General features: G+C 69.2%; 12 protein-coding genes, 1 tRNA gene and 1 pseudogene. 8 read left to right on the forward strand and 6 right to left on the reverse strand.

The window, feature by feature from the left end:
* The first annotated feature begins 530 nt into the window (after positions 1-530).
* Positions 531-602, forward strand: a tRNA-Ser gene (locus FBT69_07205).
* A gap of 247 nt (positions 603-849) precedes the next feature.
* Here FBT69_07205 and FBT69_07210 read toward each other — a convergent pair.
* Positions 850-3081 (reverse strand): SIR2 family protein, encoded by a 2232-nt coding sequence (locus FBT69_07210; protein MDL1904585.1) that lies wholly within the window; start codon positions 3079-3081, stop codon positions 850-852.
* Between the two features lie 165 nt (positions 3082-3246).
* On the opposite strand from FBT69_07210, the gene FBT69_07215 reads away from it, so the two are divergent.
* Together FBT69_07215 and FBT69_07220 are read left to right on the forward strand one after the other, a co-directional pair.
* Entirely contained in the window at positions 3247-3462 is a 216-nt protein-coding gene (locus FBT69_07215; protein ID MDL1904586.1) for a hypothetical protein, read from the forward strand.
* A gap of 46 nt (positions 3463-3508) precedes the next feature.
* Positions 3509-3670: pseudogene (locus FBT69_07220) on the forward strand (DUF2924 domain-containing protein).
* On the opposite strand, the gene FBT69_07225 reads toward FBT69_07220, so the two are convergent.
* From FBT69_07225 to FBT69_07235, 3 genes are all read right to left on the reverse strand, one after another.
* The gene (locus FBT69_07225; protein MDL1904587.1) at positions 3601-4656 is read right to left on the reverse strand and encodes an NRDE family protein; all 1056 of its coding nucleotides are present in this window, start codon (positions 4654-4656) and stop codon (positions 3601-3603) included. The pseudogene FBT69_07220 and the gene FBT69_07225 sit on opposite strands and share 70 nt — an antisense overlap.
* A gap of 42 nt (positions 4657-4698) precedes the next feature.
* Positions 4699-5253: a DinB family protein gene (locus FBT69_07230; GenBank protein ID MDL1904588.1), complete on the reverse strand. Its 555-nt coding sequence runs from the start codon at positions 5251-5253 to the stop codon at positions 4699-4701.
* Positions 5254-5317: 64 nt separating this feature from the next.
* On the reverse strand, positions 5318-8017 hold the full coding sequence (locus FBT69_07235) for a DUF2339 domain-containing protein (GenBank protein ID MDL1904589.1): 2700 nt from the start codon (positions 8015-8017) through the stop codon (positions 5318-5320).
* A gap of 158 nt (positions 8018-8175) precedes the next feature.
* On the opposite strand from FBT69_07235, the gene FBT69_07240 reads away from it, so the two are divergent.
* From FBT69_07240 to FBT69_07260, 5 genes are read left to right on the forward strand one after another with little or no spacing between them, the layout of a single operon-like run.
* Positions 8176-8538: a helix-turn-helix transcriptional regulator gene (locus tag FBT69_07240; protein MDL1904590.1), complete on the forward strand. Its 363-nt coding sequence runs from the start codon at positions 8176-8178 to the stop codon at positions 8536-8538.
* Positions 8532-9002, forward strand: a complete 471-nt coding sequence (locus FBT69_07245) for an SRPBCC domain-containing protein (protein MDL1904591.1) — start codon at positions 8532-8534, stop codon at positions 9000-9002. The genes FBT69_07240 and FBT69_07245 overlap by 7 nt, the downstream gene beginning before the upstream one ends.
* Before the next feature lie 56 nt (positions 9003-9058).
* Positions 9059-9541 carry a DUF1579 domain-containing protein gene (locus FBT69_07250; GenBank protein MDL1904592.1) on the forward strand — a complete coding sequence of 161 codons (483 nt, stop codon included), beginning with the start codon at positions 9059-9061 and terminating at the stop codon, positions 9539-9541.
* A 40-nt stretch (positions 9542-9581) separates the two neighbouring features.
* Complete coding sequence (locus FBT69_07255; GenBank protein MDL1904593.1) at positions 9582-10316, forward strand: DUF899 domain-containing protein; 735 nt, start codon at positions 9582-9584, stop codon at positions 10314-10316.
* 54 nt (positions 10317-10370) lie between these two features.
* Complete coding sequence (locus FBT69_07260) at positions 10371-10694, forward strand: VOC family protein (protein MDL1904594.1); 324 nt, start codon at positions 10371-10373, stop codon at positions 10692-10694.
* A gap of 28 nt (positions 10695-10722) precedes the next feature.
* Here FBT69_07260 and FBT69_07265 read toward each other — a convergent pair whose 3' ends face one another.
* The gene (locus FBT69_07265; protein MDL1904595.1) at positions 10723-11646 is read right to left on the reverse strand and encodes a sugar kinase; all 924 of its coding nucleotides are present in this window, start codon (positions 11644-11646) and stop codon (positions 10723-10725) included.
* A gap of 38 nt (positions 11647-11684) precedes the next feature.
* Positions 11685-14270 carry a glutamine--tRNA ligase/YqeY domain fusion protein gene (locus FBT69_07270; protein MDL1904596.1) on the reverse strand — a complete coding sequence of 862 codons (2586 nt, stop codon included), beginning with the start codon at positions 14268-14270 and terminating at the stop codon, positions 11685-11687.
* Positions 14271-14272 lie beyond the last annotated feature (2 nt).

Consider the following 14272-nt stretch of genomic DNA (forward strand, 5'->3'; position numbering starts at 1 on the left):
CGAAGGACAACTCGGACCCCCGCGCAGGAACCGCACGCGACCAGACCGAACGCAGAGGCCGCGGAGCGGAACGCGGAGAGCGCGGAATGGAACGCGGAGAGCGCGGAATGGAACGCGGAGCGGATCGAACGCGGAGGACGCGGAGCAGCACGCGGAGTTCGCGGAGCGAACAGTGCGGGGAGAACGGATCAGAAGGTCCAGAACACCCGATCCCCTCCTCCCCCGCACCCCTTCCCTTCCCGCGCGCCCTCCTCACCCGCAAACGCTCCCTTCCCGCGCGTCCTCCTCCCCCTCGCTCCGCGGGGGAGGTCGTGGCCGGGTCTTCGCGTCTGGCCTTCGCGGCCGGGTCTTCGCGTCTGGGTCTTCGCGTCTGGGTCTTCGCGTCTGGGTCTTCGCGGCTGGGTCTTCGCGGCTGGGTCTTCGCCGCCGGGGGAGGTTCCCTTCAGCCCTTCGGCCCTCTGCGCAGTCTGGCCCCCTGGCGGCGTGTCCCGGCCAGCCGCCAACCCCCGCCCGAAGGCCGCACAGCCCGATCCCCGGTCGCCCAATGGCAGAACGAGCGGCTGCTAACCGCCAGGTTCCCGGTTCGAGTCCAGGTCGGGGAGTTTTCGACGCCCTCGCGGAAACGCGGGGGCGTTTTGGTTTACGGGGCGGCCCCGTCCAAGCCACCCGGCCGAACTCGCGAAAAATCGCTTTACGAAGGGGGTTTCGGCGCTTCCCGGCCCGCCCGCCGCGCTCTCGGTCTTGAAACCGAATCTCGGGGTCCGACGGCAACCCCCACGGTTGCTCTCGCCCCACCGGCGGCAACCCCTCTCAAACTCTCGCGCTCTCTGGTTGACGGGTGGCTTGAGCTTAACAGCAGGGTTGCTCTCGGCGGCCTTGTCCGGTTGGCGCAGGAACCGGTGCCAAGAAGACGGGATAGATGCTCGCGTCCAGCGATCTTTCTATCAGGGTGTCGAGCCGTTCCCAGTCGCGCTCCGGGTAGAGTTGCCGCGTTAGCGCCGCAATCGCCGATGCGTCTTCATCGGAAGCGCCGGCCGGATCGTCGTGAACGCGCCGGAGCAGGCTCCGCATCGCTGCAACCGACGCCGGTTCCGCAGTTGTCATGGATTCAGAGATTCTGGCACTCGGACATCCCGCGGATCGCAGGGCCCGGAGCATGTCGAGTGCCATCTTCGGACCGAGGCTGGGGTCGGCGCTGCCGAGGGCACGATCGAGGGCGGCGGCCAGGATCCTCGCCGCGCGCTGGGGCTCCCCTTGGGCCAGCAGCGCCCATCCGCGGGTCCGGTCAGCGAGCGATGTCCCGTTCAGCCAGCCTGCGACGGAATAGAGCACCTGCCCCTCGCTCGCACGCTTGAGTGCGCCCTCTCCATTGCCTCGAACCAAAAGGGCTTGTCCGTGCAGGACGGACGTTGCTGCCACGTCGCGGACCTCCAGAAGCCCGGGCGCATCCTCGCTGACGAGGACCGACATCATGACGTCCTGCGTCTCGCCCAGCCGCTGGGCAAGACGCGCCGATACAGCCGCCAGGATTCGATGAAGACCGAGCCGATGCAGCAGGGGAGCCGTCTTGAAGCCTGCAGCTTGGACGACTTTGCACCACAGGTGCAGTCGGTAGTGCTCGAAGAAGGCTCGCGTCGCGCGGGTAGCGAGCGTGCGCAGTCGCCTGCCCCGACGCAGGGTCCAGACTGCCTGCGGGACAGCGAGCACGCTGCCGGGCAGCGTCAAGGCGAAGGACTCGAACGCCCGGGCGATGAGCTCAACCTCCGTCCCCGGCCAGGCCCTCCGCACTCGCACCGCCTCAGCGGCTTGAGCGGAGCAGTCGTGCCCGTGACCAAACTGCTCCAGGTACAGCCGCACCACGGCCGGGGGGGGAGCGGAGTCTCCGAACACGAGCGGCCGCAGGACTGGGATCGCGTCGCTCCGACACGCCGAGTCGGTGATGCGTGCAACGAACTCGGCCAACGCGTCCGAGGAGAGGGATCGCAGCGCCTCGTCCACCCGCAGTTTCATTCTCGCATCCAACAAGCGTTCCGCCGATACGTACTCAGGTACATCTCTCTCGGCGGCATCAAGCCCGAGCCGATGGGCGAGATCGACGAGGATGTGCCGCGGACCCCGCTCATGGATCGGCCCAAAGAGGCTTGCGCTATGCACTGTCGGATTGAGCTCCGTGAGGAAACTCGCCCGCAGCACTTCTGGCCCGGAGAACGACGGATCGACCGGCCAGTAGGGCTCGTTCCAGAAGACCCGCCTTCGCTCACGCGCGCCGTCGCCGTTGAGCAACGCCGAGAAGAGCGGCCTGAGGTCGGGGTCACGGAACCCGTAACCCAGCACGACCCACAGGCTCGGTGGCGCGGGTACCCGAAGGAGTTGGAAGACCTGATCGAGCCGGCCAGCAAGGAACAGGGTCCGGGCAAGTTGATGAGTTGTGTACACGCACGATGCCGGCTCCGACACGCACCCGTGCAACTTGAGCAGTTGCACGAGTCCCCGCTGTCGTGCGTCAATCCATTGATGCAGTTGGCCACCCAGAGTCCGCGAGGGAGCGGGAACGGAAATCCCCGCGGCAATCTCTAGGCATCGATCGTAGTTCGTGGTCGCGAGCGTCACGGCCTCGCACCACTCGCGATCAACGAGCGCCTGCGCCACGGCAATCACCAGCCTATGAAGATGGTTGGGGCGCGAATCCACGCTCCCTCCGCAGGTCGCCCGCACGACTGCGGTGGCGGCATGAGGATTTGCCGCGTCCAGACATCCCATGAACTGCTCAAATGGGAGCTCGCTCACCGCCTTCTTCCACTCCGGGTTGTCCAGGCAGGCCCTGACAGCGACGCGCAGCTCGGTTGAGGCGCCGCTGCATTCGGTCTGTTTGAGCACCGACGCGAGGACCAAGGCGTCTCGAATCTCGGGCACGCTCGCGCAATGGCACTCTGGGCTGCGTGAAACAAGCGAGCCAACAAGGAAGAGCAGGTGACGATGACGGCGGCCCTCGATCTCCGTCCAGAGCTCGTCCAAGCAGTCGGCGGTACCTGGCGACATGCTCCCATCATAATGCGGGTCCAGGGAGAGCGCCCTCCTCATCGAACCTCTTGTGGTTGACGGCGGGGTTGCTCTCGGCCCCTTGCGCGCGACTGCGGAATCCCATCGCGTAGGTATCCAGTAGCCAGCAGCGGCGTGCCGCAGGCGACCGATCCCGGATCACCACGACCGGCCACGGACGAGTGAGCATCTCCGAAGGAGTGCGCGATGTCGCTGCGCCCCGACCCGACGGACCCGGCGGACATGTCGCCCGACGAGCGGATGGACGAGGTTGGCAGCATCCTCGCCCGCGGGATTCTGCGGCTGCATGGGCGAGTTCGCCCACATCTCGGCCCCGCCGACCCCCCTCAGAATCTGCCGGAATCCTCGCGGACATGCCTTGAACTCTCGGCCGGTCCTCGCCCTGATGGCGTCGCTGGTTAACGGCGAGAGAACAAGGAGGCGATGCGTGGCATTGAACGTCGGGCAGATGGTGAGCGAACCGCGGCGCATGACCGTGACCGAGCTGCGCAGCCGGTACACCGAGGTCTTCGGCGAGCAGACGCGGTCGGGCAATCGCGATTACCTCGTGCGCCGGATCGCATGGCGCGCCCAGGCCAACGCCGAGGGCGGGCTCCCCGAGCGGGCGCGGGAGGGGGGGGTGTGGTTCCCACGCCTCTCCGGCCTTGCGCGCAGAAACGAACGATGCCCACGGGCTCCGCTTCCACGGGTTGCGCTTCCCCGGGTTGCGAGCAGCCGCTGCCCGGCGTCGCGCCACCCGCGGCTACAGGCCCTCGCCCCTCCGGAGCGAAGAGGCCGTCCCCCCCACCCCCACTCCCCCCACTCCCCCCACTCTCCCCCCCACCACCACCGCCTCCGGCACCGGGCGGTACGCCATCCGCACCCGCGCGGCCCGGCACGCGATGCGGATCGCGGCGCTGCGCGCGAAGCCGCGCGCGCCGCGGGCGTCACCTCCACCGCCGTCACGCTCACCGTGCGGGCCGCGTCGCGCGACATCAGCACGCTGATCTCCGGGCGGTGCGGCCAGCGGTGCGCGTGGAACGCGTCCTGCGCCTCCGGCGTCGGCCCGGGCGCGACGACCAACTCCTCGAACAGCGGCAGCCGCGGCAGCACGACCGCGTCACCCAGGCCCGAACTCGCGAAGCAGACCGCCGCCTGCCCGTGCGCGGTCAGGTGCAGCCGCTCGCCGTCCCAGACCGCGTCGAGCGAACGCGGCACGCCCCGCGCATCCGGCTGCACCGCGACGAGCCGGAACGGGTCGAACCGGGCGAGGTCGGCCGCGGCGAGCCGGTCCGCGGCCTCGTCGGCCGTCAGCGCATCGATGAGCGACGGGATGAGCAGGCCGCGCGAGCGCCGGCCCGCGCGCGGCGGCGCGGATTCCCCCCCCGGGGCGTTCACGTTCAGCAGCGCGAGCGCGAGGCCCGTCTCGGCGGCGGCGACCCACGTGCCCCCCGCGTGCGTGTCGGTCGGCCAGAGCGCTCGCACCGGCAGCGCCGGCGGACCTCGCCACTCGGGCGGGTCCGCGGCGGCGCGGCGGCGGCTCTCGTCCCGGTTCGTCACGAGCCGGAAGCCGGCGGAGGGCAGCGGGATGACGGAGACGGTGCACACGGGAGACAACGGACAGCGGACACGAAGATGAGCAGACCGGCCGAGAGCGGGTCAGCGGGCGGTGCGGTCGTGGTTCAGCGTCGAGGGGGCGCGGCCGAAGTCGTGCGCGGCGTGCGTGCCGAACTCGGCCGCGATCGCCTTCATCATCGCCTGGTGGTGCACGGCGTGGTGCGTGGCGAAGGCGAGCTCGCGCGCCCGCGTCGAGCCGAGCTCCGCCTCGCTGCCGTCGGCGTCGGTCATCACGCGCACGCGCACCGGCGCGTCGAGCGCGCCGTTGCGCAGCTCGGCGAGCCGCGCCCGCAGCGAATCGATCACGCGCGAGGCCTCGGCCCGGTCGGTCTCGACCGGCACGCCGCGCTCGCGGTGGTCGTAGTCGATCGTCCCGCCCTCGCGCGCGGCCAAGGCGGCGGCGAAGTGGTCCAGCGTGTGGCGGAGGTGCTTGCCGATCGTGCCGCCCGCCAGCACGCGCGACTCCGCCCGGTAGGCGTCGTCGCTCACGGCGTGGAGCAGGTCGCTGCACTGGCGGAGAACGGCGTCCGCGCCCGCGGCGACACGCTCCGCCCCGCCGAAACAGGCGCAGGGAGTGGACTCGGTGGTGGTCTTCATGGGGTTGTGCGCTCCATCCTTTGATGCACGCCCGGAACCATAGTCTAGCGCGCGGGCACGCGGCTCAGACCCGTTCTTCGGAACCGCCGAGCCGCGGGTTCGCGCCCTCGCTCGCGGAGCCGAGCGACGCCGCCAGCCGGGCGTACAGCACGGCGACGCCCAGCATGAGCAGGCCCAGGCCCAGGAAACTCGCCACCCGCCAGACCGGCGGCACGCCCTGAAGGTCGAGCAGCGCGACCTTGAGCATGGCGAGGGCGATGAGCGCAAGCCCGGCGCAGCGGGGCGAGGCTCGGCGCACCATGAAACCGCACGCGACCGCGACCGCGCCCGCGATGCCCCACCAGATCGAGACGGCGGCGCGGCGCGCGGTCGGGTCGGCGGCGATCGCCTCCGCCACGCGCGCGACCTCGAGCGTCGTCGAGACGAGCGCGACCGAAGCCGCGATCCACGCGACGACGACGGCGCCCGCCGCGAACCCGCCGCGCAGCGCCCGAGCCGACGCAACGAGCGCTGCAACAACAACGAACGACCGCCACAGCCCCGGATGCAGGAGCGGCGCGGAACCGTCCGCCTGCCACGAGTGCGGCGGGAACGCCCGGCACCACGCAACGGTCGCCGCGAGCGCGACCAGCCCGGCCGCGGCGTCGAGGCGGAGGAGCGGCACGCGACGATGCACGAACGCGAGCGCGAACGCGCCGATCGACCAGAACACCGCGAGCGCGGCCGCGCTGCTCTGCTGCGCGACGGGCGACGCGAGCGCCGCTCCGATCCCCGCCCACGCGCCGGCCCGCAACGCCCACGCGGCAGCGTCCGCCGACGGCGCGGCTCGCCCCGCCCATGCGGCACGCCCCATGAGCGTCGCGACCACGCCGCAGGCGACGAGCAACGCGGACCACGGCGCGAGACGCAGACCGAAGGCGTCGATGCCGCTCCATCGCAGGTCGGGCCGGACGGTCTCGACGACGAGCAGCCGGACAAAGACCACGCCGAGCATGGCCGCGCCGATCCACCGCAACGCGAGCCGCGGTTCGATACGGTGCGCGGCGAAGACGATCGCCGCGCCGCCGAGCCAGGCGATGCACGTTGCGCCGGCGTGCGTTCGCGCGTGGATGAACGCGACGAGCCAGAGCAGCCCGGCGACGGAGGCACAGAACACGCCGAGCCGACGCGCGGGAGACGCCCGCCCGAGCCCCGGCGGCCGCGTCGGCGGCGCGAGCGGCGACGCCTCTTCCTCTTCTTCGCCGGGGCGAGCGACGACGAGCATCAGCCGCGCCGACGCCCCCCACGCCGCCGCGCCGACCAGCATCAGCACCATCCACGGGGAAACGGCGACGACGCGATCCGCGACCCACGGCGAGGCCAGGCCGCCGACGGTGTGATCCCAGATGAGCAGCCGGCCCGTGGCCACGACGAGCAGGAGCAGCCCGTAGCGGTCGAGCGCGGGCGCGGCGATCCATCGCCCGGCGACCACCGCGGCGACGCCCATCGCGAGCCACGCCGCGGTCTCCGTCCAGCCCGCGAGCGCGAGCGCGATCGTCACCATGAGCAGGCCGCCCGCCTGCACGGCGAAACACGCCGCGAGCGACTCCGTGTCGGTGCGCGGGCGGTCGCGCAGCACGCGCACGCTCGACCCGAGCGAGAGCGAGGCCACCGCCGTGGCGACAAAGCCCGCTGCAGGCGCCATCCAGTCTTCAAGCATCCCCCACTCGCGGATGACAACCGTGGCCATCAGCGTCGCCCACGCGGAACTCGCGATGCTGATGACGATCGGATGTGCTCGCCGCAGGCGCCTGCGGCGCGGCGTCTCGTCCGGCGAGATGCCGTGGCGACGGGCTGACAGGATCAGTTCGGACTGGTAGAGCGACCATGCGGCCGCCCAGAACCCGAGCGCGATGATCGCATGATCGACACCCTGCGCGGACGTCCAGAGCGTGCCGAGGACGCCCGTGGCCCACCACGAGAGCGGCCTGAGAATGGCAAATGGCACGCGGCGCCATACAGAGAGCGAGAGCGCGACGACCGCGAGCGCGAGCAGGTGCAGAGGGAGAACCAGCGGCGCGGGCTCGCGATCGGCGAGGAGAACCGGGATGAGGTAGCCACCGAGCAGGGCAAGGACGGCGGTGGAGGCGAGGTTGCCGCGGATGGCGACTGCGATGCCGACTGCCGAAACGATCACCATGAGGCCGAACGCGACGGGCGTGCTTTCGATCAGGCCGAAGAAGCCGTAGGCGGCGTACGCGGCCACAAACAGCGCGCCAACTCCCGCGGCATTCAGTCCCGCAGCCGCGAGCGGGTTGATGCGCCGGCGTGCGATCTCGCCGACGGCGAGCAGAGCCGCGCCGAACGCTGCCGTGGCGATGCACCGGCCGAGCGGCGGCAGCAGGCGGAACCACCCCTCGTCGAGCGCGACCTTCACCCCGAGCGCGAGGCCGATGATGACCGCCAGCGCCCCTACCGCCGCGAACACGCGACCACCGATCTGCCGCTCGATCGCAGGCTTCGCCGAACGATGAACATCGGACGGCTGCGCTGGACCGGCCACTCCTGTCGGCGGCGCGGCATGTGCTGTCGGCACGGTCTGCTGTGCCTGTGCGGAGGCAGACTTCGGAACCGCACCTTTGCTCGTCTGTCTTGACGACGGTGATGTTCGCGTGCCCGACTCGAGGGCGGCGACTCGCGCTTCGAGCGCGGCCAGCCGTGCCGCGAGATCGTCCGAGGCACGACCTGCCAAGTGTCGGCTCGAAGCGTCAGGAGCGTTCTCCATGCCAACCCCCACTTCAGTGTAGACTAGTACTTACTAACTTTCCGGCCAGGCGTCTGGGAGTTGCGATCAAACGGTCATTTTCGTCCCGCAGGGGGTGCCGATCGGAGATTCGGCTGCATCCGAGTTGACATATTCCGTTTGCAGAATATATTTTCGACATGGCTGCGGCCGGTGACCTGTCGGACGTATTCGGCGCGGTGGCGGAGCCTCGGCGGCGGCAGATCATCGGCGTGCTGGGCGATGGCGCTTCGCACGCCGTGGGCGAGCTGGTCGTATCGCTCGGGCTGCCCCAGCCGACGGTCTCAAAGCACCTCGGGGTGCTGCGCGACGCAGGGATCGTGTCGGTGACGCGGCGTGGCCGACACCGACTGTACCGCCTCGAAGGCGAGCGACTCAAGCCTGTGCACGACTGGGCAAAGACGTTCGAGCGGTTCTGGGGTCATCAACTCGACCGGATCAAGGAACGCGCGGAGAGGATGGCGGCGAGCGAAACCGAATCAAAGGAGAACGGGTCATGCTGACGAGCAACACAGAGGATGCCGTGCGGTCGCTGGAGGTGACGAAGGACGTTGTGGTGGCGGCTCCCGCGGCGGTGGTGTTCGCGGCGTTGCTGGACCAAATGGGACCGATGAGCGAGATGCCGGATGGCACGCCCTTCCCGATGAAGATCGAGCCGTGGCCCGGCGGGCGATGGTTCCGAGACCTCGGTAACGACACCGGCCACTTCTGGGGGCACGTTCAGGTGATCAAGCCCCCGGGCCTGCTCGAAATCTGCGGCCCGCTGTTCATGTCGTACCCTGCCGTGAACTTCGTTCAGTACCGTTTGACGGCCGAGGGAAGCGGGACGCGACTGAAAGTGATCCACAAGGCGATGGGGCAGATCAGCGACGAACATCGCGAGGGCGTGGTCGAGGGCTGGGGGCACGAACTGGAGCGGGTGCGTAGGCTGGCGGAAGAGCGCGTCGGCTCGGGCCGGCGCGGTTGAACCAGAGGCGAATGGACAACGAATCGCAACACCAACATGCAGCAGGAGTGTGAACAATGATGCCGAATCCGGGGGAACAGCACAAGTGGCTCGAACGGTTCCTGGGCGAATGGACCGTCGAGGGCGAATGCGACATGGGGCCGGATCAACCCAAGGCGAAGCACTCGGGATCAGAGCGCTTCCGATCGATGGGCGGGATGTGGATGATCGGCGAAGGGCGCATGGAAATGCCCGGCGGCGGCGAGGGCACCATGCTGACGGCCCTCGGCTACGACCCTCGGCGCGGTCGCTTCGTGGGCACCTGGGTCGGATCGATGATGGACTTCATGTGGGTGTACGAGGGTGAACTCGACCCGGCTGGGCGCGTGCTCACGCTCAGCACCGAGGGACCGGAGTTCTGCGTCGAAGGAAAGATGGCCAAGTACCGCGATGTGCACGAGTTCAAGAGCGAAGACCATCGCGTGCTGACGGCCTGGAAACTCGGCGACGACGGCGAGTGGCGACAGTTCATGCGGGCGGACTACCGGCGCAAGAAGTGATCGACCCGAGGATCCGACGACGCACAAAGGGAGCATCCTCATGGAGACGGGCACGGCTGCGCACCCGCGAATCGCCGGGCGCGAGGATTGGCTTGCCGAGCGGCTTCGACTGCTCGCCGAGGAGAAGGAACTGACACGCCGCTACGACGCGGTGAATGCGAGGCGGCGACGGCTGCCGATGGTGCGGCTGGAGAAACGTTATGAGTTCGACGGCCCGAATGGGCGGGCCACGCTGCTCGACCTCTTCGAGGGGAAGCGGCAGTTGATCGTGTACCACTTCATGTTCGACCCGGAGTGGGAGAGGGGGTGCCCGGGCTGCACCGGGTTCGTGGCCTCGCTCGGCGACCTCTCCTTGCTCGGCCAGCGCGACACCTCGTTCGCGCTTGTGTCGCGAGCCCCGCTGGCGAAACTCGTCGCGTTCCAAGCGATGAAGGGCTGGCGTTGGCGGTGGTTCTCATCGTTCGGGAGCGACTTCAACTACGACTTCCATGTCACGCAGGATCCGCGCGTTGCCCCCCTGCAGTACAACTACCGCGACCGCGCGGAACTTGAGCGACGCTCCGACGAAGAGCCGTGGTTCCTGCGCGGCGAGCAGCACGGCCTGAGCGTCTTCTTTCGCGCGGAAGGCGATGTGTTCCACACCTACTCGACCTACGGGCGCGGCGTCGAGCGGCTGACGGACTCGTACAGCCTGCTGGACCTCACGCCCTGGGGAAGGCAGGAGGACTTCGAGGACTCACCCGAAGGCTGGCCGCAGCGGCCGACATACGAGTAGGGAGTCGTCATGACGGAGCGCCACACGCGACAGCGGGTCTTTCCTCAACTGCGGATGACGGACTGGCAGCGAAGCCGCCGTTTCTACGTGGACGGGCTTGGGTTCCGCGTGGATTGTGAGCACCGGTTCGAGCCGGGTTTTCCGGTGTTCACGCAGGTGACGCGCGATGGGCTGTCGCTCTTTCTGACGGAGCACACCGGCGACTGCCAGCCGGGCGGAGCGGCCTACCTGATCGTCGACGACGTGGATGCGCTGTTCCGCGAAGTGATCGCTCGGAACGTGCGCGTGGCCGAGCCACCAAAGGACTCGCCCTGGAAGACCCGGGAGATGCTCGTCATCGATCCTGACGGGAATCGCCTCCGGTTCGCCCGCGCATAGCGTCCGCCGTTCACGCCGTGGGCGCGCCTCAGTGCAACCGCAACATCTGCTGATACTCGGCGAACCGAGCGTCGATCTCGGCCCGTGTCAGCGAGGCAAGCCGCTCCAGGCTGAAGGCCTCGATCGTGAACGAGGCGATCACGGTGCCGTGGGCCATCGCCCGGCGGATGGCGTCGAACGCGCCAGGCTCCGCTGCGTCGCGCGATGAGGCGAGGAAGCCCATCAGACCGCCTGCGAAGGAATCACCCGCGCCGGTCGGATCGACGACTCGCTCGGCGGGATAGGCGGGCAGCGCGGCGATGCCGTCGCGGTGCACGAGGATCGCTCCGTGCTCGCCCTTCTTGACGACGACGAATCGAGGGCCGAAGTCGAGCAGGCGGCGTCCGGCGGCGACGGTGTTGCGCAGGCCGGTGAACTGCTCCGCCTCATCAAAATTGAGCACGAGTCCGTCTACTCGCGTCAGCAGCAGTTCGAGTTCCGCCCGCGCGGTGCTGATCCAGAGGTCCATGGTGTCCGCAACGGCAAGCCCGCGGCCGGGGAACTGGTCGAGCAGGCCGATCTGCACCGCGGGGTGCGTGTTGGCAAGAAACACGAAGCGTGAGTCTCGGTAGGCTGCGGGGACCGGGGGGGGGGCTTCGGTCAGCACGTTGAGTTCGGTGTACAGCGTGTCGCGGTGGTCCATGTCGGGCTGGTAGCGGCCGCCCCATCGGAACGTCTTGCTGCCGGACCGGGTTTCGAGGCCGGCCGTGTCAACGTTGGCGAACCGTGCGATGGTCCGGCGGAAGTCTGCGGGGAAGTCGTCGCCGACGACGGCAACCATGCGGACGGGCGTGTAGAACGAGGCCGCGGCGGCGAAGTAGGTGCACGAGCCGCCGAGCACGTTCTCGCGGTGCTGGCCGTCGGGCGTGAAGACGGTGTCGATGCCGATGGTGCCGGTGACGGTGAGCGACATGGGCGGGAGGATAGCGAGCGATCCCGACGGGAGCCGGCTCACCCCCCCTTCGCTGCCACTTTCGCCCAGGTGTCCTTGAGCGTGACCGTGCGGTTGAAGACAGGACGATCGGGCGTCGAGTCCGGATCAACGCAGAAGTAGCCCAGGCGTTCGAACTGGAAGCGGCGGATGCAGTCCGGCCAGGCAGGCTCGTCGGGAGTCCCCCCGATGAGCCCGGGTTCGACAGCGGCATCGCGGATCGTCTCCAGCGAAGCAGGGTTCAGGTCGTCGAGGAAGTTGCCGGTCCGCTTGCCCGGCTCATCCGCGACGAAGAGGCGATCGAACAGGCGGACCTCGGCGCGCCGGCAGTGCGTCGCGCTCACCCAGTGCAGCGTGGCCTTCACCTTCCGGACCTTGCCGTCGGGGTCAGGGGGGGGAGTCTCCCCGCCACGGGTAGCGGGATCGTAGGTGCAGCGCAGTTCCACGGCATTGCCGGCCGTGTCCTTCACGACTTCACGGCAGGTAATCCAGTAGGCGTATCGCAGGCGAACCTCGACGCCGGGCGCGAGCCGGAAGTAGCCCCTGGGAGGGTCTTCCATGAAGTCGTCGCGTTCGACGAAGAGTTCTCGGGTGAAGGGAACGTGGCGCGTGCCCGCCCCAGGGTCTTCGGGATTGTTGACGGCATCCATCCACTCGGTGCGATCCGGATCGCCGCCGTCCGCCCAGTTGGTGATGACGACCCGCAGCGGCCTCAGAACGGCCATCCGGCGCGGGGCGGCCTTGTTGAGGTGGTCACGCACGGCGTTCTCGAGCACGACCACCTCGGTCACGCTGTTGTACTTCGTCACCCCAACCTGCTCGCACAGCGTGCGGAGCGATTCCGGCGTGTACCCTCGCCGGCGCATGGCGCAGATCGTCGGCATGCGCGGATCGTCCCACCCCGCGACGTGACCCTCCTCGACGAGCCGGCGCAGGTTGCGCTTGCTCATCAGCACCGTCGTCAGGGCGAGCTTGGCGAACTCGATCTGCTGCGGGTGCGGAATCTTTCTCCCCCAAGGCCCCGCCCCGTCGTCGGTGCGGCCCTCGTTGATGGCATCGATGAACCAGTCGTAGAGAGGCCGGTGGTTCTCGAACTCCAGCGTGCAGATCGAGTGCGTGATGCCCTCGATCGAGTCTTCCAGCCCGTGCGCCCAGTCGTACATGGGATAGATGCACCAGGCATCGCCGGTGTTGTGGTGCGTGGCGTGCAGGATGCGGTACATGACCGGGTCGCGCAGGTTCAGGTTCGGCGAGGCCATGTCGATCTTCGCGCGCAGCGTGCGCGAGCCGTCCGGGAACTCGCCGCGCCGCATGCGATCGAGCAGGTCGAGGTTCTCCTCGACGGACCTGTCGCGGTACGGGCTGGGTCGGCCCGGCTCGGTCAGCGTGCCGCGATACTCTCGGGTCTGTTCCGCGGTCAGGTCGCAGACGTAGGCGCGGCCCTTCTTCACGAGTTCGACGGCGTAGTCGTACATCTGCTGGAAGTAGTCCGAAGCCCAGAAGATGCCGCCCCCGTGCGGACCGCTCCAGTCCGCGCCGAGCCAGAGGACGTCGCGCTTGATGCCCTCGACGAACTCCATCTCCTCCTTGAGGGGATTGGTGTCGTCGAAGCGCAGGTTGAACCTGCCGCCGTACTCCTGCGCCAGCCCGAAGTTCAGGCAGATGCTCTTGGCGTGCCCGACGTGGAGATAGCCGTTCGGCTCGGGCGGGAAGCGCGTGTGCACACGCCCCCCCCACCGACCGGAACGCATATCCTCGTCGATGATCTGGCGGATGAAGTGGCGAGGCTTGTCGGGCGTGTCGGGCATGGCTGCGGCATCCAGGCTGCTACCGGGACCGGGAGGGCGGATCGTAGCCGGACTCTTCGAGCCGGCGAAGCCCCAGTCAGCATACAGCCCATGGCTGCGCGCATACTCGAGGACCGCACCGTCGAGCACGCTCGCGAGCGGCCGGCTCGCCTCCCCAGAGGGGGGGGTGATGCGGTTGAGCGCTGCCCTGATCGCCGTCGCCGAGACCGGGATGATCGGCGCGGGCGCGATCCGACTCTGCCACGCGCGCCGTTCCGCTGCTGTCCACTCGCCCGACGCCTCCAGAGCGGCATCCAGCGTCGCCGCGTCCGCGATCGGTTCGCGCAGCACGACCACCGGCTCGGCGAGCGCGAGAATCGCTCGGAACGCACGCCAGCGGTGGAACGCCGCCGCCTGATCCGACCCGATCAGGAACCGCAGCGGCGTGCCGGGCGGAAGCACACGCCTCGCCCGTCGCAGCGTCTCCACCCACCAACTCGGCTCTGCGCTGCCGCGCTCCGCCCGGTCGATCTCGTCGGTCCAGACGGCCGATCGCGCCAGCGGGGCGATCGCCAGTCGAAGCATGGCCGCGCGATCTGCCGCACTGGTCGCAGGCGCCTCCGACTTGTGCGGCGATCGGGCCGCGGGCACGAAGACCAGCCACGACCCCGGCGGCATCATCGCGTCGCGTGCGGCGACGGCAGGCTCGGTGTGCCCGCGATGCGGCGGGTCGAACGTCCCGCCGAAGAGCAGCACGCCGCGTGCGTCCGGCGGAATCGGCATCGGCGTGACGGACTCGTCGCGGGCCTCAGCCGTCATGC

It is taken from the genome of Synechococcales cyanobacterium CNB (assembly GCA_030263455.1).
Taxonomy (GTDB): Bacteria; Planctomycetota; Phycisphaerae; order Phycisphaerales; family UBA1924; genus CAADGN01.

Coding starts and splice junctions, on each gene's coding strand:
- FBT69_07215 (MDL1904586.1), top strand. CDS start 3,247: ATGTCGCTGCGCCCCGACCCGACGGACCCGGCGGACATGTCGCCCGAC.
- FBT69_07235 (MDL1904589.1), bottom strand. CDS start 8,017: ATGGAGAACGCTCCTGACGCTTCGAGCCGACACTTGGCAGGTCGTGCC.
- FBT69_07230 (MDL1904588.1), bottom strand. CDS start 5,253: ATGAAGACCACCACCGAGTCCACTCCCTGCGCCTGTTTCGGCGGGGCG.
- FBT69_07265 (MDL1904595.1), bottom strand. CDS start 11,646: ATGTCGCTCACCGTCACCGGCACCATCGGCATCGACACCGTCTTCACG.
- FBT69_07250 (MDL1904592.1), top strand. CDS start 9,059: ATGATGCCGAATCCGGGGGAACAGCACAAGTGGCTCGAACGGTTCCTG.
- FBT69_07255 (MDL1904593.1), top strand. CDS start 9,582: ATGGAGACGGGCACGGCTGCGCACCCGCGAATCGCCGGGCGCGAGGAT.
- FBT69_07270 (MDL1904596.1), bottom strand. CDS start 14,270: ATGACGGCTGAGGCCCGCGACGAGTCCGTCACGCCGATGCCGATTCCG.
- FBT69_07240 (MDL1904590.1), top strand. CDS start 8,176: ATGGCTGCGGCCGGTGACCTGTCGGACGTATTCGGCGCGGTGGCGGAG.
- FBT69_07210 (MDL1904585.1), bottom strand. CDS start 3,081: ATGAGGAGGGCGCTCTCCCTGGACCCGCATTATGATGGGAGCATGTCG.
- FBT69_07245 (MDL1904591.1), top strand. CDS start 8,532: ATGCTGACGAGCAACACAGAGGATGCCGTGCGGTCGCTGGAGGTGACG.
- FBT69_07260 (MDL1904594.1), top strand. CDS start 10,371: ATGACGGACTGGCAGCGAAGCCGCCGTTTCTACGTGGACGGGCTTGGG.